Source organism: Micromonospora sp. NBC_01655, assembly GCF_026339755.1.
Lineage (GTDB): Bacteria > Actinomycetota > Actinomycetes > Mycobacteriales > Micromonosporaceae > Micromonospora.
This window is the reverse complement of the sequence record NZ_JAPEQF010000001.1, coordinates 1916724-1935487: the sequence shown is the minus strand read 5'-3', so window position 1 is coordinate 1935487 and position 18764 is coordinate 1916724. Positions and strand designations below refer to the sequence as shown.

Here is an 18764-nt window from a genome sequence, read left to right as displayed (position 1 = left end):
GCCGGCGGCCGGCGGCCGGTCGCCGGGTCGCGTAGAGCCGGGGCGTTTCCGGACGGACCGTTACTGGGTACAGCCTTGATCAACCGAGCACCACCGACGGCACGCCGGCCGACGACAGGCGACCCGCCGTCCGATCAGAAGGGCCACGGAAGATGACTCTCTGCCGACTCCGTACGACCGGTTCCGTCCGTACCGAGGGCGAGGTGCGCCGATGAGCGCCGTGGCGAACCCCGCGACCGTGTCCGAGTGTCTGCGCGTCGGCACCGGGTTCTCCCGGGGCGACCGGAACTGGATCGCCGAGCAGTTCGCCACCCTCGACGCCCGGCTGGCCGGCTTCCACGCCGACGCCACCGAGCTGGAGGTCTCGGTGAAGGACCGGGAGGTCCGGGGGCAGAAGGTCACTCTGGAGTGCTGGATCGCCGGCCGGCAGAAGATCGTCACCACCTCGACGGAGGAGGACCTGCACGCCGCGCTCAACGACGTGCGCGACGACCTGCGCCGCCGGCTCAACGACGCCAAGACCCGGCAGGAGCCCCGGCACAACAAGCACCTGCGCGACACCGGCCAGGCCGAGGCGGGACCGGACGAGGTCGCTCTCGACGACGTCGTCCGGGTCGACGCCGAGCCGGCCTGATCGGAAACCGGACCTGACCGGCGGGAGGGTGGGACGCGTCCCACCCTCCCGCTTCGGGGCTACCGCCTGGTAGGTTCCCGGCGTACCGTCGCGGTCGTGGAACCGGACGTGCTGGGGCCGCCGTACGAGCGGCAGACGATCGACCTGGGCACCGACGACGAGGGTCCGGTCGTCGCGACCCTGGTCCGCCGCCGGGCCGAGCGCCCCACCGGGCGGGCCGTGCTGTACGTGCACGGCTACGTCGACTACTTCTTCCAGACCCACGTGGCCGACTTCTTCGCCGCGCGCGGCTGGGACTTCTACGCCCTCGACCTGCGCAAGTACGGCCGCAGCCTGCTGCCGCACCAGACCCCGAACTTCTGCCTCGACCTCGGCGACTACTTCCCCGAACTGGACGCCGCTGCGAAGATCGTCCGGGACGACGACGGCCACGGCACCCTGCTCGCCATGGGCCACTCCACGGGCGGCCTGGTCATCTCGCTGTGGGCGGACGCCCGGCGCGACGCCGGCATCGTCGACGGGCTCGTCCTCAACAGCCCCTTCTTCGACATCAACGCCCCCTGGGTGGTGCGCAGACCCCTCGCCGCCGCCGTCTCCCGCCTGGCCCGCCGGGCGCCGCGCCGCATCCTCCCCGCCGGCCTCGGCTCGGTGTACGGCGAGAGCCTGCACGCCGAGCGGCGCGGCGAGTGGACGTACGACCTGGCGTGGAAGCCGCTCGCCGGGTTCCCCGTCCGGGCCGGCTGGCTGTCGGCGGTCCGCGCCGGCCAGCGGAAGCTGCGGGCCGGCCTCGACATCGGCGTACCGGTGCTGTTGGCCTGCTCCACCCGCAGCTTCCGGGGCACGAAGTGGCACGAGTCGGCCGCGCTCGCCGACGCCGTGCTGGACGTGGAGCACATGGTCCGCTGGGCGCCCCGCCTGGGCCGGCACGTGACCCTGGCCCGCTTCGACGGCGGGATGCACGACCTGACCCTCTCCGGCCCCGCCGTACGGGAGAAGGTCTTCGCCGAGGTGGGCCGCTGGGCGGAGGCGTTCCTCGGCGCCGGGCCGACGCCCTCGGCCCCAACGAGCCGTCAGCCGGCGGAGGGCGTTGTCGGGCAGCGAGCGGGCGTCGTCGGGCAGGGTGCGGAGGCGATTGCGCAGAGCTGACGGGGGAACAAACTGGGGTGCCCGGCGCGGGCGGGTCGTGCGACCCTGGCAGGAGGTCGACGCCCTGCCCCGTCGCACCCGCTCCCGCAGGTGCGGCGGTACCCTTCTGGCGCGACACCCACCACGCGCGCCCGTAGCTCAGCGGATAGAGCAGGGGACTTCTAATCCCAAGGCCGCAGGTTCGAATCCTGCCGGGCGCACCACCTGCACAAACAGAGATCAGGCAGGCCCTCCCGAGTTGCTACAGCGATACCAGTGCAGAGTATTCTCACTGCATCGCCGTAGCGCTGTAGCAACTCGGGAGGACCGCCGCATGGACGTGAACGAGCTGCACCTGGCGTCGTACGAGCGGTACCACCGCACCAAGCGCACCTCCCCCGACACCGTGAAGAGCTACCGGATCACCCTCCAGCAGCTCGCCGACTTCCGGCCCGGACGCCCGATCGTTGACCTCGGCCGCGAAGACCTGGAGGAGTTCCTCATCGCCGCCGCTACGGTCAACGCCTCCGCCACCGTGCACAAGAAGTTCCGCAACCTGCGCGCGTTCTACCGCTGGTGCGAAGCCGAAGAGATCATCGACAAGTCCCCGATGACCCGCATCGCCGAACCGAACGTCACCAGCAAGCCCGTGCCGATCGTGCCCGACGACCAGATCGCGGCCCTCCTGAAGGCATGCAGCGGCAAGGAGTTCGGCGACCGCCGCGACACCGCGATGATTCGCCTGTGGTGCGAGGCCGGCTCCCCGCGGGTGTCGGAGATGGTCGGCATCCGCCTCGATGACCTCGACATGCGGCACGACCACGTCACCCTCCACGGCAAAGGCGACAAGATCCGCACTATCCCGTTCGGCGCGAAGACCGGACAGGCCATCGACCGGTACCTGCGTGTCCGGGCCCGCCACAAGGACGCCAACAAGCTGAGTTCCCTGTGGCTCGGCCAGCTCGGCGGAGCGCTCACCACCTCCGGCGCCTACCGACTCCTCGAGCGCCGATGCCGGGAGGCAGGCATCCCCCGCATCCATCCGCACAAGCTGCGGCATCTGGCCGCGCACCTGTGGGCGGACGCCGGCGGCAGCGAGGGCGACGCGATGGCCCTGTTCGGCTGGAGCAGCGCGGAGATGCCGCGCCGGTACGGCCGGTCAGCGCAGGTCGAGCGCGCACATAGAGCGGCCCGCCGGGTTTCCCAGGCGGACCGCTTCTAATTCTCGGCCACAATGTGACCGAACTTGCCTGTCAGTTCTCCGGCGGCACGACGTACAGCCCGCCGCCTGGCAGGCGGTGGTTGTCGTTGACGGCCTGGCGCAGCTGTAGTTCGGCGTCAGCGTCGGCCACACCGATGACGTCGGCCATCTCGCGGCGGACGGCGGCCACATTGGCGGCGATCTGTCGCATGAGCTGCATCTGTTCGGCCTGCCGGTTGGCGAGGTCGATCTGGTGGTGAGATAGGGCGTCTTGCCGGACGGACAGTTCCTGGTTTCGGGCGAGGATCCTCTCGCCGCCGCTGAGCAGGGCCTGGTGGTCGCGGTGCATTCGGTCGCGCACGATCACGATGAACACCGCAATCCATGAGGTGGCGGCACCGGTGGCCAACAGCAGCATGGTGGTGGGGGTGACGACTGGCGCGTTGCGTGTCTCTTCGATGGCGGCGAGGGCGACGGTGGCCGTGAGGATGACGGTGGCGATGCACATGATGGTGGCGAGCAGCCCGGACATGCCGCTGGGCGGGTTGCTGGTGGTGCAGTAGAGGCCGGCTTTGGAGACGATGGGGAGCTGGATCTGGCTGGTATCGCCGTCGATGACAGTGGGTGCGTGTTCGCCGGGGTCCGGAGGGGTTCCCGAGACGGTTGTCATGCTGGCCCTCCCTGAGGGATGGGTTCGTACGTATGTACGACTCAGGATCGTTGATTAGCGAAACCTTAACGGTGATCTTTCCCGCACGAAAGGTGACCACGGGATAAAATTCCCACGGGCACCAATCCCACCCGTATGGACAACTGCGGATGCGTCACGCAGTGTTGCGACGACCTCGGGACCTTAGCCGCGCCGACCGGCGGTAGGGCTCAAGGTACTGGTCCAGGAACGCCGCGATGGACCGCCGCTCCACCTCGGGCAGCGGCGAACCGTCGGCCAGGAGTGTGTCCAGCTCCCGGGCCAGCGGGTGACCGACCATCTTGGGCGGCTCGGGCGCCGACTCCAGGCCGAGATCCTCGGGCCTCACGCGGCAGGCGAGTACGAGTAGGTCGCGCAGCGGGGCCTTGATCACGGGGGCCAGCTTCTCCAGGCTCTTCACGCTGGGCTGCTCGGCCCCGGAGAACCACTTGGAGTAGACGCCTGGCTTGATCTGGGTAGCGCGGGCCAGGTCAGCGACGCTTTCGATGCGCGCGTTGGCGTTGGCTGCCATCCGTAGCACGTACGAGCGGAAGGCTGCTCCGGCCTCGGGGCCCCACGTGGTGCTCACGGGCACGAACCCTATGGCATTTCGTGGACGAAAGCGAGTAACCCGTCTGCCGACTGACCGATAGGCGACTGCCTGTCCGTCTACTGCTTCGATCATGAACGTAACCCTATATGGAAGTTTCGTGCGCGAAAGTCATCCGAACGGATGACCCCCCGCATGTTGCTTTCGCGAAGCTACAGCGTTAGCGTCGTTTCGTGCTCGAAACACAAGGCCGGCAGACCCCTGACCAGCCGCGCGTTCGACTCCGCCTCGACCAGATCGACCGGATAACCACAGCGCTCGGCCACACCACCGACTCCGACCGCGCCGCGTTCCTCGGCATCAGCCCCGCCGCTCTGTCGAAGATCCGAAACGGCGTCAACGCCCCCAGCGAGAAGACCATCGCCGCCATCTGCTCAGCGCTCCCCCGGGTGCCCTTCGAGCGGCTCTTCGCCATCACGACCACCGAAACGGAGGAGAAGGGATGAACCACGCAACCGCAGGCCGCATCGGCGCCCACAAGCGGTGGGGCAAGACCCCCGACCGCCGGGCCGCCACCGAGCCGGCCCGCAAGGCCGCCGCCGACAAGTGGCTCCGCGAGATCCAGGTCGAGTTCCCGAACCTCGACTTGGCCACCCAGCAGCAGATGGCCGACAGCCGGCGACGCGAACACATGATCCGCATCGCCCAGCTGCCCCGCCGCCGCAAGGCCGCCTGAACGAAACGAGCCCCCGCTGCAACGGGGGCTCCACACCCGGACACGCCAACCGCGAAGCAAGGAGTCCAGATGCACCCGAACCCTATCCCGACCGAGCAGCCGCGCACGATCAAGGCCCGGTACCTGGCGGCCGGCATGGCCGTCGTCGTCGAGGGGGCCGGCGAGCCCCTGACCGCGGGCACCGTCCACCGGTACGCCGATGACACCGTCCTCGTCTACTTCGACGGCGTCCCCACCCCCACCTCTTACGGCGTCGAGGAGGGCGTCACCGTCGTCGGCGAGCGGACCGAGCCGGACGCCACCACCCCGGCCGAGCCGGACTCGGTCCGAGCCCGCCACGGCCAGGCCATCGCCGAGCACCTGGAGCACATCGCCGCCCTGATCCGCGACGCCCACCTCGGCGAACTGCCCGGCCAGGTCACCATCAACGTCAGCCTGTTCGCCCACGGCTCGGGTACCAACGCCAACCTCGCCACCGTGGACCACTTGGCCCAGCTCACCGGCAAGACGCCGGAGTGGGACGAGTCGGGCGGGCGGTACGGCCAGTACAAGACCGATCTGGCCGGCGGCGTTGCCTGGTCGCTGACCGGCTACGCCTTCGAGCGCCGGCCGGTCAGCACGGAGGAGCAGCTCCGCGCCAAGGTCGCCGAGCTGGAGGCGCAGATCGCCGCTGGCGGTGCCCTGTGACCGCCCCGGACCTGCCCCCGACGCAGCCCCTCGGGCCGACCCCAGGCACCGGCTCCGGTTCGCGTACCGGCGGCCCCGACTTCGACGCGATGGGCCTGCGCTACGACCGCGGCGACCTGGAGGAGCAGCCCACCGTCGGCGTGCTGCCGGCCGGGGTGGCTGGCTTCTCCGTCACCGGCCGCGCCCGCGCCTCCGCCGACGTGTTCACCGTCCAGCTCAAGCCGTGCTGCGGCGAGGTGCTGCTCGGCGAGTACTGCGACTGCGCGGAGTTCGCCGCCGGCCTCGACCTCGCCCCGGTGATCGTGCTGCCGCCGTTCGACCTGCGCCGGCTCGCCGAGCAGCACGTGACGGCCGCCGAGATGGACCGGCGGGAGCGGGGGGTCGGCCGTGACGCAGCTTGACCGGATCGACGGCGGCGTCAACACCGCCCGTGTGTCCGCCGCCGAGGCCGACCGCATCCACCGCGAGCAGCGGCAGGACTCCGCCCGCAGCTACCTGCTCGCCCGGGGCCTGGACGACGTCGCCGAGATCCTCGGCCTGGTCGAGCCGGCCAGCCCGGCGCCGCGCACCCGGCAGCGGATCGGCGGTGCCAAGTGATGGCCGCCCTGATCGCCATCACCGCCGTGTTCGCCGCCACCGTGGCCGTCCTGGTGCGGCTGCTGGTCCTCGCCGACCGGCAGATCGGCTCCCTGTCGGTCCGGGTGCGGCACCAGGCGGACCGCATCCGGGCGCTGCGGGCGGAGGCCTGGTCCCGCGCGGACGAGGTGGACCTGCTGTCGGCGGCCTGCGACCGGCTGACCGCCCGCAACGAGGCCCTGCGCGACGAGCTGGACGCCCGGCAGGGCCGCCGTCCCTCGCTGACCGACTGGTGGCAGGCGTACGTGGCCGAGCTGCCTCTGACCCACCCGGGAGATGCCCGATGACGACCACCGACACCCCGACCACCGCGCTGGACCTCGACGCCATCCGCCTGCTCGCCAACCGCGCTACCGGCGGCCCGTGGACCCTCATCGAGCGGCAGGACACCGACCGGCGGATCCTCGTCGTCGTCGCCGAGGGCCACGGTTACGAGCACGACGACGCCCTCGTCGCTGAGGTGCCGATGGAGGCCGGCGACGACATCAACGACTGGCGCAACGACGCCGAGTTCATCGCCGGCGCCCGCACCCTCGTGCCTGCCCTGTGCGCCGAGGTGGACCGGCTCCGCGCCGAGCTGGCCGAGATCGCCGACGCGGTGGCCCCCACGGTCACGATCAAGCCGCCCGCCGCCGCCGTCCGGTTCCTCCACCAGCTCTACACGAGCTGGGTCAAGACCGCTCACGAACGCCTGACTCAGATCGACAAGCTGACCACCGAGAACGAGCAGCTTCGCGCCGCCCTGGCCGCCGAGCAGACCCGGACCTCCCGGCTGGAGGACGCGCTGGCCGCCACCGAGCAGCAGGCCGCCTCCATGCGGATCGCCCTCGACCGGGCCGATGCCGAGGCGGAGGGCCGATGAAGACCAGGCTGTTCCTCTTCTCCTCCGGCACCTCGGCCCGGGTCACGTGCAAGCACTGCGGGTGGACCAGCCGGGGGCGCGGCGCCGCGCAGAAGGTCTTCGACCGCTCCAACGCTCACGACTGCGCGGGGGTGGAGAGCTACGCCGCCATGCTGTTGCGCCTCGCCGCCGACGACGCCGAGGCGCAGCCCGAGCCGCAGTACCTGCTCTGGTCCCAGCACCACAAGGCGTGGTGGGGGCCGGGCGGCTCCGGCTACCGCAGCAACCCCGCTGACGCTGGCCGCTACGCCCTCGCCGACACCGAGCAGTGGCTCGGCCGGGGCTGCTACTGCTGCAAGGTCCCCGAGGTGCCGATCCCCGCCGAGAAGGTCGTGGGAGCAACCGACCGGTCGATCCGGGGCGTGATCGTCGCCGCCACCCAGGCCGCCATCAAGGCAGGCAAGGGCAACCGGCACTACTGCGCCGCCGAGGCGGTGGCCCGGTGAGCCGCGCCTACACCGGCCTGCACCGGCCGGACACCGTCCAGGCCGTCGGCCCCGACTACAGCCCGCTGCACCCGGCGGACCGGCTCCGCCTCAACCCGACCACCTGGCAGGACCCGGCCCGGGCGCTGCCCGCCGGCCCGGAGGAGCGCACCGGCGTCATGCCGGCCGTGACCGCCGCCGACACGGCCGTCATCCCCGCGGTGCCGGCGTCCCGTGACGACGTGCTCGCCGAGATGCGCGCCGACCTGGGCGCCCCGGCCGGGCCCCTCGACCAGTGGGCCACCGCCGGCCACCCCACCACCGACACCCGAGAGGAGCAGGCGTGACCGCCCCGCAGCTCAAGACGAGGCAGCCCACCGGACGCGTGCCCTGGCCGCTGATCCTCATCGAGGGCCAGGAGAAGTCCGGCAAAAGCTGGGCCTGCGCCGAGCTTTCCGCCAGCCCCCGCGTCGGCCAGACCTACTGGATCGACCTCGGGGAGGGCTCCGCCGACGAGTACGGCGCGGTGCCCGGCGCCCGCTACCTCATCGTCGAGCACAACGGTTCCTTCGGGCAGATCCTCGCCGCCGTCGAGGCCGTGAAGTCCGAGGCCGCCCGCGCGGCTGCCGCCGGGGAGCCGCCGGTGGTGCTGGTCATCGACTCGATGACCGCCGAGTGGGACCTCCTCAAGGGCATCGCCGACGCCGAGGCCCGCCGACGCCTGGCCAGGAAGGGCAAGCGGCTCGGCCCCGACGAGGAGCCGAAGATCTCGATGGACCTGTGGAACGACATCAACTCCCGGCACCGCCGGCTGATGACCCACCTGATGACCTTCCCCGGCATCGCGGTCATCACGGGCCGCGGCAAGGAGGTGGCCGCCCTCGACAGCGGCGGCCGGCCGATCGAGGGCTCCAAGGAGTACAAGGTCGAGGGTCAGAAAAACGTGGCCTTCGACGCCACGGCGTGGATCCGGGTGTCCCGAGACCACCCGCCGCTGATCATCGGTGCCCGCTCGGTCCACGCCGGCGTCCGTCCGGGCGTGGACCGGCCGACCCCGAAGCCGGGTCTGACCCTGGAGAAGGTCGTCTTCGACATCCTGCGCTGCGACCCGGCTGGGGCGCACGTGCGGGACCTGGTGCAGCCGCAGGTGACCGACGCCGACCTCGGCCAGGACGAGCAGGCCCGGCCGGTGTCCGGGCCGCCGGCCAACCGGCCCACCTCCGGCGCGCCCCGCGGGTACGCCGTCGGAGAGTTCCCGGCGCCGGACGCGCTCAGCGCGCCGGCCACCGGCATCCTCGACGACCTCGCCCAGGCGTTCGACGAGACCGCGATGCGCCGGGTCTGGAAGGCCGCCGGGGAGGCCACCTCGGAGCAGCGGGTCAGCCTCGCCGAGTCGGACTACATCCGCGACCGGTGGGCGGTCCGCAAGGAGCAGCTCTTCCCGTCGAAGCCGGCCACCCCGGCGCAGCACAAGCACATCCACGCCCTGTGCAAGGACGCCGGCCTGGACGACCGGGACACGCGCCTGCTGTTCCTCAGCCAGATCGCCGGGTGGGAGATCGACACCCAGAACCGGCTGAGCGTCGACCAGGCCAAGGCCGCGATCGAGCGGCTCAACACCGCCGCGGACCAAAACAACCCGCCCGCCGACCAGGAAGGCCAGGCCGCCGCATGAGCCACACCCCGACCGAGGAGCAGGCCGCGATCATCGAGGCCGCCCGCACCGGTGACGACCTCACGATTGAGGCGGGCGCCGGCACCGGCAAGACCAGCACCCTGAAGTTGCTCGCCCGGGACCGGGCCGGCCTGCGGGGTGCGTACCTGGCCTACAACAAGTCCATCGCCACCGACGCGGCCCGGGACTTCCCGGCGAGCGTCACCTGCAAGACGGCGCACTCGTTCGCGTTCGGCGCGGTGGGCCGGCAGTACGCCCACCGGCTCAACGGCCCCCGGGTGCCCGCCCGGCAGACCGCGATCATCCTCGGCCTCAACAACCCGGTGAAGCTGGGCGAGCAGATGATCGCCCCGCAGCAGCTCGCCCGACTGGTCACCGAGACCATCCAGCGGTACTGCTACTCCGACGACCGTGAGGTCCAGCGGATGCACGTGCCGCTGGTTAACGGCCTCGACAAGCCGGGCCAGGCGGAGCTGGCGAAGTACCTGGTGCCGATCGCCCAGAAGGCGTGGGACACCGACCTGACCCAGCTCGACGGCTCGCTGAGGTTCACCCACGACTGCTACCTGAAGATGTGGATCCTCACCGACCCGGTGATCCACGCCGACTACGTGCTGCTGGACGAGGCGCAGGACTCCAACCCGGCCGTCGCCGGCCTCGTCTCGCGGCAGCCGGCGCAGCGGATCCTTGTCGGCGACCAGGCGCAGGCCATCTACGGATGGCGTGGGGCGACGGACGCGATGGCCAACTTCGACGGGCGCCGCTTCCAGCTCTCCCAGTCCTTCCGCTTCGGCCAGGCGGTGGCGGACGAGGCCAACAAGTGGCTGTCGCTGCTGCCCAGCACGGACCTGCGGCTGACCGGGTACGACCGGATCCCGTCGCGGGTGGGCCCGGTCGCCACCCCGGACGCCGTGCTGTGCCGCTCCAACGGTGGCGCGATCCACCGCGTCATGGACGCCCTGGACGACGGCCGCCGGCCCGCCCTGGTCGGCGGCGGCACGGACATCCGGCGGATGGCCGAGGCCGCCCAGCGGCTGCAGGCCGGCATCCCGACCGACCACCCGGAGCTGTTCGCCTTCCAGACGTGGGCGGAGGTGCAGGAGTACGTCGAGATGGACTCGGCGGGTTCGGACCTGCGGGTGTTCGTGCGGCTGATCGACAAGCACGGCGCCCGCGAGGTGATGCGGGTGTGTGACGCCCTGGTGGGCGAGGACCGGGCCGACGTCATCGTGTCCACGGCGCACCGCGCGAAGGGCCGGGAGTGGGGGTCGGTGCTGATCGCCGACGACTTCCCGGAGCCGAAGCAGCGGGAGGACGGCTCGTGGCGGATCGCCGCGGACGAGGTGATGCTGGCGTACGTCGCGGTGACCCGAGCGCAGCGGGTACTCGACCGGTACGGGCTGGCGTGGGTTGACCGGTACGCGACCACGGCCGCCCCGGCCCCGGCGAACCTGCCGGACGCGCCGGCCGTCCTCGAGGACCTGGCCGACGAGTTGCCCGGCCCGACTCCGGCCCCCGCGACGCCGCACTGCTTCCTGTGCGACCCGTCGGTCCGTGAGACCTGGCCCGCGCCGCTCGCTGCCGGAGCCAGCCGTGGCTGAGGTCATCCAGTTCCCCGGGGCCGGCGCGACGCCGCCGGCCCCGGCCGGGCCGCCCCGCCCGCTGGCCGACCTCGACGCGATGGGCGAGCGGTACGTGGCGTACTGCGAGGCCCGCGACAGCGGCCGGGAGCGGGAGGCCGACCTCCTCGCCCGGGTGGTCGCCGACGACACCCCGGCCTGGCTCGGCGAGGTCGCCCGCGTGGAGGCGCTCCGCCAGGAGCTGGCCGCCGCGCTGGACCTGCTCACCGGTGGCGCGTGATGGCCCGTACCAGGCCGCGGCCCCGCCGCACCAAGCAGACCCCGAAGTCCCGACTCGCCCCGTGCGTCTACCGGGCCGACGCCACGATGCCCGACCCGGGCGACCCGGACCATCCGCTGTGCGTGTGCGGCCTGGCGTGGCGGCACCCCCGGCACACCCTGCCGGACACGGGCGCCGCCCAGGCAGAGCACGAGCGCCGGATCGGAGGCGACCGGTGAGCCGCCCGGCACGCGACCGGGGCCGCATGAGCCCGGCCTGCCCGGCGACCTTCCACGGCACGGACTCGGCCTACCGGTACGGCTGCCGCTGCCCGCACGCCCGGGAGCACAAGCGCATCCATCAGAAGCGTTGCCGCGAAGGCCGCTCCGCCGCCCGGCTCGCCGACGGCACCGGAACCCGCCGCCGTCTGCGCGCCCTGGCGGCGCTCGGCTGGCGGTGGCAGGACATCGGCGACCGGATGGGTGTAACCGGGTCGGCGGTGGCGATCCTCGCGGCCTCCACCGGCCTGGTGGAGCTGGCCACGGCTGCCCGAGTGCAGATCATCTACCGGGATCTGTCGACCCGCCTGGGCCCGTCCCGGATCACCGCCGACCGGGCCACGGCGAAGGGCTGGCACGGGCCGATGGCCTGGGCTGACATCGACGACCCCACCTGCGAGCCGGACAACGCCAGCCCGGACGTCCCGGACGTCCTCGTCGTCGACGAGTGGGCGGTCGGAGAGGCCATCGCCGGGCGGCTCGCCGCGGACCGGCTGACCGACGTGGACCTGGCCGAGGCGATGCGCCGCCTACTGGCCGACGGGTTGACCCCGGGGCAGGCCCGGTACCGGCTGCGGCTGACCAACGCGCACGCCCGGCGCGTGATCCGGGCGATCAACACACCGACCCATGAGAGGACCCGAGCAGCGTGAACACCTCGACCCTGCCCCGCCTGCCGAAGCCGCTGACCGTCGGCGGCGCCACCGTCGCCGTCCGGCTGCCCTTCGGGCCCAACTCCGTCGCTCACCGGCCGACCTGGACCCGGGTCAACCCGGAGAGCAAGTACGACCTGAGCGCCACCCTGGCCGCCGCCTGCTCGCCGGACGACGGAGAGTGCTCGGCGCTCACCGCCGCGTGGGCGGACCACCAGGGGGCGCAGGCGTGCACCGAGGACGCCTGCTTCCCCGACGCCGAGCCCCGCTGACCGGGCGGGCCGGGCCCCACTTCCCCGGGGCCCGGCCCGCCACCCCCGACAGACCAGCACCAGGAGATCAGGAGCACCGGTGACCGACCGCGAGCTACGCCCCGTGGGCCGCTTCGAGTGGGAGCAGATCATCAATCGCGCCCGCTTCAACGGACTTATCAAGGGCAACGGCAAGGGCACCCGGGGCGGAGTGTCCGGCGCGGCCTTTAAGGCCGTGGCTCTCGTGTGGGCCACCCACGCCGACCCGGACGGCTCCAGCATCTACCCCGGTGACGCCACGGTCGCCGTCGAGGCCGAGGTCGGCCTGAAGGTCGCCCAGGCCGTCAAGCGGAAGATGGTGGAGATCGGCCTCACCGAGAAGGTGCGGTCCCGTGCCCGCCGGCAGCGCCGCGGTGACGAGTACCGGCTGACGCTCCCCACCGACTTGCTCGACCGGGTCGACGTGCTCACCCCGGCCGCCCTGAAGCTGGCCGCGGTCGCTGAGTACGAGAAGCAGCGCGGCAAGCGTGGGGGGTCCACCGGACCCCTCAAGGAACCGATCGGACTGGAGCCCGTGGGGGTTCCGGAGGACCCCCCACGCGACCCGTCGGACGAAATCCGTGGGGGGTCCGATGGACCCACCGATTCCGGTTGTGGGGGGTCCGATGGACCCTCCGTGGGGGGTCCTCCGGACCGCGATACCACCCAGGACCGTGCCAGTAAGAGACCTACCCCCTCTGACGACGAGCCCCGTACGGCCCTAACTGGTCCGCGCGCACGCGAGGCCGCCGAAGACCCGGATTTTGTCGACGAGGTGGAGGAGCGGACCCCCCGCCCCGCCGGGTGCTCCGCACACGGCCGCGCCTTCGCCGCCGGCAACCGCCCGGACGGCAAGCCCGCCTGCCCGCTCTGCCGCCGCGGTGCCCCACCCGCCGCCGCAGGCCTCGCCCCGGTGATTCCGATGACCCGACGGAGCGCCTCGTGACCGCCCAGCACCTGACCCCCGGCATGCGCCGCGCCAGAGCCTCCGCACAGGCCGCCATCGCCCGCGCACGTGCCCACGTACCCCCGCCGCCCGCCGAGGACGACGACGCCGCCCTCGGACGGCAATACCCGTACGTCACCCACGCCCGCGCCCGACAGATCCGCCACGAGATCGAGGAGACCCGCCGCCCATGACCACTGACACCGCCGCCCGCGCCCTGCCCGACCAGCCCGACGGCATCGACGAGTACAGCTCCGACCTGCCCGACTCGCACCGCGCCGCCGAGCGCGTCGGCGAGTGGATCGCCGCCTGGGGCGACGGGCTGATCGACACCGCCGACGGGCACCCGCTGTACGCCCGCGACCTGGAGGCCCTCCGCCGCGCCGTCCCCGCCGCCGACGCCTACGCCACCGCCCGCCGCGTCGCCGCCTGGCTCGCCACCACCAACGGCAGCGGACGCGACCAGCAGACGTTGCAGATCCTCAAGGTCACCGAGGAGGCCGGCGAGGTCGCGAGCGCCTGGATCGGCACCGTCGGCCAGAACCCCCGCAAGGGCATCACCCACACCACCGACGACGTCGCCGACGAACTGGCCGACGTCGTCCTCACCGCTCTGGTCGCCATCGCCGGCCTCGGCCTCGACCCGCAGCGCGTCGTCGGCAACTGCGTCGCGAAGGTCGCCGCCCGCCTCAACGCCGCCGCGCCCAGCCGCCCGCACCGCGACGAGGCGCCGCTCGACCGGCCCGTCGTCGACGTCCACCTGCCCGCCGCCGACATCCCCGCCTGAGGAGACCGCCGTGCCCGAGCAGCTTGACCTCTTCGCCACCACCGCCGAGGCCGACACCGCACCCCCGCTCACGCTCGCCGATCTCGACGAGTGGATCGCCCTCACCCGCAACACGACCAACCCACACGTCGCCGGCCACTACCCGAACGAGTGGGCCCGCGCCGGACTCGGCGAGCTCCTCGGCGAGGAGATCCCACACCGCCGCTGGTCAACGCGAGACCTGCTCGCCGCGCTCACCCGCGCCCGCCAGATCGCCGCCACCCGCCCCGCCTGACCCGGAAGGACCGCCATGACCGCCAGCCCGTACGCCGACCGCACCCCGCTCCGCCCCACGGACTTCCGCAGCGCCCGCACCGCTGGCGTCTTCGCCCCGCCCAGCCCGGCGCCCACCGACGCCGACCGCATCGAGGCCGAGCGCGACGACCTCCGCATCCAGCTCCACCGCGCCGAGGCCGAGACCCGGTCCTGCGACCGGGCCGTACGGGAGCTGACCGCCGAACGGGACCGGGCCCGCGAGACCACCCAGCGCTGCTGGGGCATCGTCAAGGCTGTCGCCGCCGAGCGGGACGAGGCCCTCGACACCATCAGCCAAGCCTGGGCCGCCCTCAACGCCGCTGGCCTCCAGTCGCCCACCGCCTCCGTCGCCGACCTCATCCGCCAACTCGCCGCCGAGCGCGACCAGGCCCGAGACACCGGCTACCGTCACTTCAAAGCCGGCCAAGCCGCCAGCGAACAGCACGCCGCCGAGTGGGCCAACCTCCGCAGCTTCCTCAGCCAGTACGGCGAAGACGGCCGGATCCCCGTATCGGCGATCCGCCAAGCCCTCCGCGACGGACCAACACGCCGCCCCCCGGTTCCGCCCCGGACCGCGCGCAGGGCTGACCGGTGAACGCCCGAGACGCCAAGCGCGAGGCCCACCAGATCGCGGCCTTGCAGATCCGGCAGTTCCTCCGCTCCGCCGACGAGCCGCACGCCGCCGAGCAGGCCGACCACGACCGCATCGAGGCTGCCCTGCTGGAGCTGGCGGAGGCTCACGAACGGCGGGCGTCGTGACGACTCTCCGTCGTCTGCTGGCCGCCCTCGCCGCCGCACTGGTGGCGGGGGTGGCCGCCACCCTCGCCCTCGCCGCCGCAGCCGACGCCTGGACCCGAGACGGGGCACTCGTCCTCGTCGCCGCCTGGACCGGCCAGGCCATCCCGCCGCTCATCCGCACCAGGAGGCACCCGTGATCCTCGACCTGTACGCCGGCGCTGGCGGCTGGGACGAAGGCGCCCGCCACCTCGGCCTCACCACCGTCGGCCTGGAGATCTGGCACGACGCCTGCGTCACCGCCGTCCGCGCCGGCCACCCCCGCATCCGCTGCGACATCGCCACCTACCCCACCGCCCCGTTCACCGGCCGCGTCACCGGCCTCATCGCCTCCCCGCCCTGCCAGGCCTGGTCCATGGCCGGCAAGCGCACCGGCGAGCAGGACAAAGCCCGCGTCCACGAGCTCGTCAACGCGTACGCCGCCGGCAGCGACGACCCCGGCGACGGGTGGGCCGACCCGCGGTCGCACCACGCCGCCCAACCCGTCCGCTGGATCCGCGACCTCCGCCCCGACTGGGTGTGCCTGGAGCAGGTGCCGCCCGTGCTCGACCTGTGGCGCCACATCGGCGACGTCCTCCGCGGCTGGGGCTACTCGGTGTGGGTGGGTGTCCTCAACGCCGCCGACTACGGGGTGCCGCAGACCCGCCGTCGGGCCATCCTCATCGCCTCCCGCGTGCGGCCGGTCCACCAGCCGGAGACGACGCACGAGCAGGACCCGCCCACCGACGCGCTGTTCGGTGCCCGCCGCCCGTGGGTGTCCATGGCGCAGGCGCTCGGCTGGCACGGCGTCGACCGGCCCGCCCGCACCGTCTGCGGCGACCGGTCGCCCCGGTGGGCGTACGGGCAGGGCAACAGCTACGACACCGGCTGGACATTGGTCAACGGCCCTCAGGACAACGCCACTGAGCGAAGCGCCGACGAGCCCGCCGGAACCATCTACTGCTCCCGGCCGGGCAACCTGCGCTGGGCGGTCGACCGCCGAACCCGCAGCAAGGGCCCCGGCGGGTCGATCTACCCGACGCCGTTGGTGTCGGACGACCGGCCCGCACCGACCCTGACGTCCAAGGTCGGCGAGCAGTGGGTGCTGCGGTCGGGCCAGTCAGTGGCCGGTGAGGGCCGTGCCGAGCGGCAGCCGACCGAGGCTGCCGTGACCATCACCGGCCGCGCCGACCTGTGCCAGTGGACCAACGGCGACGACACCCGCCGCGTGGCCGTCCCCGAGGCCGCGATCCTCCAGTCCTTCCCGCCGGACTACCCCCTGGTACGGCAACAAAACCTCCCAGTTCCTCCAGGTCGGCAACGCCGTCCCGCCAGGCCTCGCCGCCTCCGTCATCGCCCAGGCCGCCGGCCTGCCCGCCGCCCACCACACCCTCGCCGCCTGAGGAGCACCGTGACCCCGCACCACCTCCACGCCCTGGCCGCCGCCCACTCCCTCGCGGCGGCCAGGGACCAGCTGCGCGCCGTCGCCCGCGCCGAGCTGGCCCGCACCCCCTGGATCGACCCGCTCCCCGCCGCCCCCGTCCTCCGCTCACCCGGCCACGGCACCCGGCACAGCGTCGGCAGCCACGGCGACCCCGTCAGCGCCACCCTCGTCGCCGACCCGCCCCCGGTGAGGGTGACGACGTGGGCCACCCGGTGGGCGACCGCTGAGCGACGCCTCAGCGGGCTCGCCGCACTCCTCCGCATCACCGACCGCGACCCGCTGCCCCGGATCCTCGCCGCCATCCCCCGCATGCTCCCCGGCACCGCCGCCGTCATCGGCCGGCACCTCGCCGACGAGGACGCTCTCGTGCGCGGCTGGCTTGACCTGCCGCCCGCCCGCCGGCCGCTCGTCGGCGTCGCCTGCCCCCACTGCGGCGCCCGCCTGCTGCACGTCCAGGAGGCCGGCCCCGTCGACGCCTGGACGGTGGTGTGCGACTTCGACGGCGACGACGAGCGCGGGCCGTGCCGCTGCGTCGGCGAGGGCTGCCAGTGCCGGATGGAGGGCGCCGTCGAGGGCGTCGCGCACATCTGGCCCCGGGACGCCGTCATCGGTGCGGTCGCGGGGGCCGCACACGCCCAGACCTGACCCGACCGACCCGAGAGGACCGACCATGCCGGTAGAGATCGCGAAGTGGAAGACCGTCTGCGCCATCTGCCACCACGTCTACGGCGACGAGTGGGACGACGAGGAAGCCGCCCAGGCGCACGACGAGGAGGGCGACGGCGTCTGCGCCGACTGCGCCTGATGACCGTCCCGGCCCGGGGTGCGACCGTGCGCCCCGGGCCACCCCCGACCGGAAGGACCGGCCCGTGAAGCCCCTGCGTTGCCTTCTCAACCGCCACCAGTGGCACGAGTTCCCGATCATGGGCTGGCTGTGCAACCGCTGCGGTTCCGCACGCCCCGACCTACCCCGGGCAGGCACCCGATAACTGTCATTCACGGCGCTCAAGGGGGTGTGCCACTTCCAACGAAGCGGCACATGGTGCGGAGAGTGATCGGCAAGCCCCCTAGGGCCGGACCACAAGTGGTGCCACAATGGGTGGACCACAAAGGAATCACAGAACAGGAAAGAGGCACAATGACCGAGCCGCACGCGGGACTCGAACTCGGGTACGCCCGCGTCTCCACCACCAAGCAACACCTCGACCGGCAGATCGACGCCCTCAACAAGGCCGGCATCCCCGACGAGCGGCTCTACGTCGACAAGCGCACCGGCTCCACCGTCGAGCGCGACGGCCTCAAGGCGCTGCTCAAGTTCGCCCGCCCCGGCGACACCATCGTCGTCTACACCCTCGACCGCCTCGGCCGTAACCTGCGCGAAGTCCTCAACCTCGTCCACGACCTCAACGAACGCGGCGTCGGCGTCCGCTCGCTGGCCGACCCCATGCCCATCGACACCAACGCCACCGGCATGGGCCGCATCGGCTTCCTGCTCCTGGCGCTCATCGCCGAGATGGAACGCGTGTTCACCGCCGAGCGGTCCGCCCACGCCCGCGCCGTGGCCGCCGCCTCCGGGCGCAACATCGGCCGGCCGAGAGCGCACAGCGACGCGCAGATCGAGCACGCCCGGTTGCTACGCAAGCAGGGCGACAGCCTGTCTCAGATCGTGAAGAAGACCCAGATTCCGAAGTCGTCACTGCGCCGCTACCTCGACGCCGCCGAGGCCTCAAAGTGAGCGCCGTTGAACCCGCCTGCTGGGCGTGGCCCGTCCGCCCCGTAGACGAGTTGGCCAACGAGGCCATCAGCGACATCTTCCCCGGCCTGAGCGCCTTCGCCCGAGAGCTGATCCTCGAAGGCCGCGACGAGGGGCTCAGCGCCATCGAGCAGTGGCAGCAGCAGCGTTGCGCCATCTGCGCCGCGCACCAACCCGGCCGCCTCGTGCTCGACCACGACCACACCACCGCGCTTGTGCGCGGCTATCTCTGCCGCTCGTGCAACGTCCGTGAGGCGCACACCTACGGCCCCTTCGAGCTCTACCGGCAGCGCAACCCCGCGACGATCCTCGGCGTGAGCTCCGTCTACGAATCGATCTTCGGGGTTGCCAAGCCCGCCGCCCCAGTCGACCCCGACCTCTGGCGCAAGAACCCCGCCTCCGGCATCGGCCTGTGACCGCCGGCCCGCTCGACCAGTGAAGGAGAATC

General features: G+C 72.5%; 31 protein-coding genes and 1 tRNA gene. 30 read left to right on the top strand and 2 right to left on the bottom strand.

Features of this window, described 5'->3' with window-relative positions; all coding sequences use genetic code 11:
* Window positions 1-211 precede the first annotated feature (211 nt).
* The 4 genes from OOK41_RS09315 (at window position 212) to OOK41_RS09300 (ending at window position 2981) form a co-directional block, all read left to right on the top strand.
* Window positions 212-634 carry an HPF/RaiA family ribosome-associated protein gene (locus tag OOK41_RS09315; RefSeq protein WP_117670858.1) on the top strand — a complete coding sequence of 141 codons (423 nt, stop codon included), beginning with the start codon at window positions 212-214 and terminating at the stop codon, window positions 632-634.
* A 96-nt stretch (window positions 635-730) separates the two neighbouring features.
* On the top strand, window positions 731-1780 hold the full coding sequence (locus tag OOK41_RS09310) for an alpha/beta hydrolase (RefSeq protein ID WP_266263985.1): 1050 nt from the start codon (window positions 731-733) through the stop codon (window positions 1778-1780).
* A 127-nt stretch (window positions 1781-1907) separates the two neighbouring features.
* Window positions 1908-1983: transfer RNA gene (locus tag OOK41_RS09305), tRNA-Arg, on the top strand.
* Window positions 1984-2093: 110 nt separating this feature from the next.
* The gene (locus OOK41_RS09300; RefSeq protein WP_266263983.1) at window positions 2094-2981 is read left to right on the top strand and encodes a tyrosine-type recombinase/integrase; all 888 of its coding nucleotides are present in this window, start codon (window positions 2094-2096) and stop codon (window positions 2979-2981) included.
* Window positions 2982-3012: 31 nt separating this feature from the next.
* Here the strand turns inward: OOK41_RS09300 and OOK41_RS09295 are convergent, their stop codons facing one another.
* Together OOK41_RS09295 and OOK41_RS09290 are read right to left on the bottom strand one after the other, a co-directional pair.
* The gene (locus OOK41_RS09295) at window positions 3013-3630 is read right to left on the bottom strand and encodes a hypothetical protein (RefSeq protein ID WP_266263981.1); all 618 of its coding nucleotides are present in this window, start codon (window positions 3628-3630) and stop codon (window positions 3013-3015) included.
* 154 nt (window positions 3631-3784) lie between these two features.
* Complete coding sequence (locus OOK41_RS09290) at window positions 3785-4237, bottom strand: helix-turn-helix transcriptional regulator (RefSeq protein ID WP_266263979.1); 453 nt, start codon at window positions 4235-4237, stop codon at window positions 3785-3787.
* Between the two features lie 194 nt (window positions 4238-4431).
* On the opposite strand from OOK41_RS09290, the gene OOK41_RS09285 reads away from it, so the two are divergent.
* The 26 genes from OOK41_RS09285 to OOK41_RS09160 all read left to right on the top strand — a co-directional run bounded on the left by OOK41_RS09285 (window position 4432) and on the right by OOK41_RS09160 (window position 18732).
* Window positions 4432-4704: a helix-turn-helix domain-containing protein gene (locus OOK41_RS09285; protein WP_266263978.1), complete on the top strand. Its 273-nt coding sequence runs from the start codon at window positions 4432-4434 to the stop codon at window positions 4702-4704.
* Window positions 4701-4934 (top strand): hypothetical protein, encoded by a 234-nt coding sequence (locus OOK41_RS09280; RefSeq protein ID WP_266263977.1) that lies wholly within the window; start codon window positions 4701-4703, stop codon window positions 4932-4934. Before OOK41_RS09285 ends, OOK41_RS09280 begins: the two co-directional genes overlap by 4 nt.
* Before the next feature lie 69 nt (window positions 4935-5003).
* Window positions 5004-5621: a hypothetical protein gene (locus tag OOK41_RS09275; protein ID WP_266263975.1), complete on the top strand. Its 618-nt coding sequence runs from the start codon at window positions 5004-5006 to the stop codon at window positions 5619-5621.
* Entirely contained in the window at window positions 5618-6022 is a 405-nt protein-coding gene (locus OOK41_RS09270) for a hypothetical protein (protein WP_266263973.1), read from the top strand. Before OOK41_RS09275 ends, OOK41_RS09270 begins: the two co-directional genes overlap by 4 nt.
* A complete protein-coding gene (locus OOK41_RS09265) occupies window positions 6009-6218 on the top strand; it encodes a hypothetical protein (protein ID WP_266263971.1) in 210 nt (69 codons plus the stop codon). Before OOK41_RS09270 ends, OOK41_RS09265 begins: the two co-directional genes overlap by 14 nt.
* Entirely contained in the window at window positions 6218-6544 is a 327-nt protein-coding gene (locus OOK41_RS09260) for a hypothetical protein (protein WP_266263969.1), read from the top strand. The genes OOK41_RS09265 and OOK41_RS09260 overlap by 1 nt, the downstream gene beginning before the upstream one ends.
* Window positions 6541-7119: a hypothetical protein gene (locus tag OOK41_RS09255; protein ID WP_266263967.1), complete on the top strand. Its 579-nt coding sequence runs from the start codon at window positions 6541-6543 to the stop codon at window positions 7117-7119. Before OOK41_RS09260 ends, OOK41_RS09255 begins: the two co-directional genes overlap by 4 nt.
* Window positions 7116-7604 carry a hypothetical protein gene (locus OOK41_RS09250; RefSeq protein ID WP_266263965.1) on the top strand — a complete coding sequence of 163 codons (489 nt, stop codon included), beginning with the start codon at window positions 7116-7118 and terminating at the stop codon, window positions 7602-7604. Before OOK41_RS09255 ends, OOK41_RS09250 begins: the two co-directional genes overlap by 4 nt.
* Window positions 7601-7930 (top strand): hypothetical protein, encoded by a 330-nt coding sequence (locus OOK41_RS09245; protein ID WP_266263963.1) that lies wholly within the window; start codon window positions 7601-7603, stop codon window positions 7928-7930. The genes OOK41_RS09250 and OOK41_RS09245 overlap by 4 nt, the downstream gene beginning before the upstream one ends.
* Window positions 7927-9258, top strand: coding sequence for a hypothetical protein (locus OOK41_RS09240; protein WP_266263962.1), 1332 nt, complete (start codon window positions 7927-7929; stop codon window positions 9256-9258). The genes OOK41_RS09245 and OOK41_RS09240 overlap by 4 nt, the downstream gene beginning before the upstream one ends.
* Window positions 9255-10859: a UvrD-helicase domain-containing protein gene (locus tag OOK41_RS09235; RefSeq protein ID WP_266263961.1), complete on the top strand. Its 1605-nt coding sequence runs from the start codon at window positions 9255-9257 to the stop codon at window positions 10857-10859. The genes OOK41_RS09240 and OOK41_RS09235 overlap by 4 nt, the downstream gene beginning before the upstream one ends.
* Window positions 10852-11118 carry a hypothetical protein gene (locus OOK41_RS09230; RefSeq protein ID WP_266263959.1) on the top strand — a complete coding sequence of 89 codons (267 nt, stop codon included), beginning with the start codon at window positions 10852-10854 and terminating at the stop codon, window positions 11116-11118. The genes OOK41_RS09235 and OOK41_RS09230 overlap by 8 nt, the downstream gene beginning before the upstream one ends.
* Complete coding sequence (locus OOK41_RS09225; RefSeq protein ID WP_266263957.1) at window positions 11118-11336, top strand: hypothetical protein; 219 nt, start codon at window positions 11118-11120, stop codon at window positions 11334-11336. Before OOK41_RS09230 ends, OOK41_RS09225 begins: the two co-directional genes overlap by 1 nt.
* Window positions 11333-12028, top strand: a complete 696-nt coding sequence (locus tag OOK41_RS09220; protein ID WP_266263955.1) for a hypothetical protein — start codon at window positions 11333-11335, stop codon at window positions 12026-12028. The genes OOK41_RS09225 and OOK41_RS09220 overlap by 4 nt, the downstream gene beginning before the upstream one ends.
* Window positions 12025-12300, top strand: coding sequence for a hypothetical protein (locus OOK41_RS09215; RefSeq protein WP_266263953.1), 276 nt, complete (start codon window positions 12025-12027; stop codon window positions 12298-12300). Before OOK41_RS09220 ends, OOK41_RS09215 begins: the two co-directional genes overlap by 4 nt.
* Window positions 12301-12379: 79 nt before the next feature.
* Complete coding sequence (locus OOK41_RS09210; protein ID WP_266263951.1) at window positions 12380-13264, top strand: hypothetical protein; 885 nt, start codon at window positions 12380-12382, stop codon at window positions 13262-13264.
* Entirely contained in the window at window positions 13261-13458 is a 198-nt protein-coding gene (locus tag OOK41_RS09205) for a hypothetical protein (RefSeq protein ID WP_266263950.1), read from the top strand. Before OOK41_RS09210 ends, OOK41_RS09205 begins: the two co-directional genes overlap by 4 nt.
* Window positions 13455-14051 carry a MazG-like family protein gene (locus OOK41_RS09200; protein WP_266263948.1) on the top strand — a complete coding sequence of 199 codons (597 nt, stop codon included), beginning with the start codon at window positions 13455-13457 and terminating at the stop codon, window positions 14049-14051. Before OOK41_RS09205 ends, OOK41_RS09200 begins: the two co-directional genes overlap by 4 nt.
* Window positions 14052-14061: 10 nt before the next feature.
* Window positions 14062-14325 (top strand): hypothetical protein, encoded by a 264-nt coding sequence (locus OOK41_RS09195; RefSeq protein ID WP_266263946.1) that lies wholly within the window; start codon window positions 14062-14064, stop codon window positions 14323-14325.
* Window positions 14326-14340: 15 nt separating this feature from the next.
* Complete coding sequence (locus OOK41_RS09190; protein WP_266263944.1) at window positions 14341-14940, top strand: hypothetical protein; 600 nt, start codon at window positions 14341-14343, stop codon at window positions 14938-14940.
* The gene (locus OOK41_RS09185; RefSeq protein WP_266263942.1) at window positions 14937-15104 is read left to right on the top strand and encodes a hypothetical protein; all 168 of its coding nucleotides are present in this window, start codon (window positions 14937-14939) and stop codon (window positions 15102-15104) included. Before OOK41_RS09190 ends, OOK41_RS09185 begins: the two co-directional genes overlap by 4 nt.
* Complete coding sequence (locus OOK41_RS09180; RefSeq protein WP_266263940.1) at window positions 15101-15280, top strand: hypothetical protein; 180 nt, start codon at window positions 15101-15103, stop codon at window positions 15278-15280. The genes OOK41_RS09185 and OOK41_RS09180 overlap by 4 nt, the downstream gene beginning before the upstream one ends.
* Window positions 15277-17208 (top strand): DNA cytosine methyltransferase, encoded by a 1932-nt coding sequence (locus OOK41_RS09175; RefSeq protein WP_266263939.1) that lies wholly within the window; start codon window positions 15277-15279, stop codon window positions 17206-17208. Before OOK41_RS09180 ends, OOK41_RS09175 begins: the two co-directional genes overlap by 4 nt.
* A 25-nt stretch (window positions 17209-17233) precedes the next feature.
* Entirely contained in the window at window positions 17234-17368 is a 135-nt protein-coding gene (locus tag OOK41_RS09170) for a hypothetical protein (RefSeq protein ID WP_266263937.1), read from the top strand.
* A gap of 333 nt (window positions 17369-17701) precedes the next feature.
* Window positions 17702-18298 carry a recombinase family protein gene (locus OOK41_RS09165; protein WP_266263935.1) on the top strand — a complete coding sequence of 199 codons (597 nt, stop codon included), beginning with the start codon at window positions 17702-17704 and terminating at the stop codon, window positions 18296-18298.
* Between the two features lie 50 nt (window positions 18299-18348).
* A complete protein-coding gene (locus OOK41_RS09160) occupies window positions 18349-18732 on the top strand; it encodes an endonuclease domain-containing protein (RefSeq protein WP_266263933.1) in 384 nt (127 codons plus the stop codon).
* Window positions 18733-18764: the final 32 nt, after the last annotated feature.

Bases quoted from the DNA above. Each gene is read 5' to 3' on its own strand.
- OOK41_RS09315 (WP_117670858.1), top strand. From the start codon at position 212: ATGAGCGCCGTGGCGAACCCCGCGACCGTGTCCGAGTGTCTGCGCGTC.
- OOK41_RS09300 (WP_266263983.1), top strand. From the start codon at position 2,094: ATGGACGTGAACGAGCTGCACCTGGCGTCGTACGAGCGGTACCACCGC.
- OOK41_RS09295 (WP_266263981.1), bottom strand. From the start codon at position 3,630: ATGACAACCGTCTCGGGAACCCCTCCGGACCCCGGCGAACACGCACCC.
- OOK41_RS09280 (WP_266263977.1), top strand. From the start codon at position 4,701: ATGAACCACGCAACCGCAGGCCGCATCGGCGCCCACAAGCGGTGGGGC.
- OOK41_RS09275 (WP_266263975.1), top strand. From the start codon at position 5,004: ATGCACCCGAACCCTATCCCGACCGAGCAGCCGCGCACGATCAAGGCC.
- OOK41_RS09260 (WP_266263969.1), top strand. From the start codon at position 6,218: ATGGCCGCCCTGATCGCCATCACCGCCGTGTTCGCCGCCACCGTGGCC.
- OOK41_RS09255 (WP_266263967.1), top strand. From the start codon at position 6,541: ATGACGACCACCGACACCCCGACCACCGCGCTGGACCTCGACGCCATC.
- OOK41_RS09250 (WP_266263965.1), top strand. From the start codon at position 7,116: ATGAAGACCAGGCTGTTCCTCTTCTCCTCCGGCACCTCGGCCCGGGTC.
- OOK41_RS09235 (WP_266263961.1), top strand. From the start codon at position 9,255: ATGAGCCACACCCCGACCGAGGAGCAGGCCGCGATCATCGAGGCCGCC.
- OOK41_RS09225 (WP_266263957.1), top strand. From the start codon at position 11,118: ATGGCCCGTACCAGGCCGCGGCCCCGCCGCACCAAGCAGACCCCGAAG.
- OOK41_RS09200 (WP_266263948.1), top strand. From the start codon at position 13,455: ATGACCACTGACACCGCCGCCCGCGCCCTGCCCGACCAGCCCGACGGC.
- OOK41_RS09190 (WP_266263944.1), top strand. From the start codon at position 14,341: ATGACCGCCAGCCCGTACGCCGACCGCACCCCGCTCCGCCCCACGGAC.
- OOK41_RS09170 (WP_266263937.1), top strand. From the start codon at position 17,234: ATGCCGGTAGAGATCGCGAAGTGGAAGACCGTCTGCGCCATCTGCCAC.
- OOK41_RS09165 (WP_266263935.1), top strand. From the start codon at position 17,702: ATGACCGAGCCGCACGCGGGACTCGAACTCGGGTACGCCCGCGTCTCC.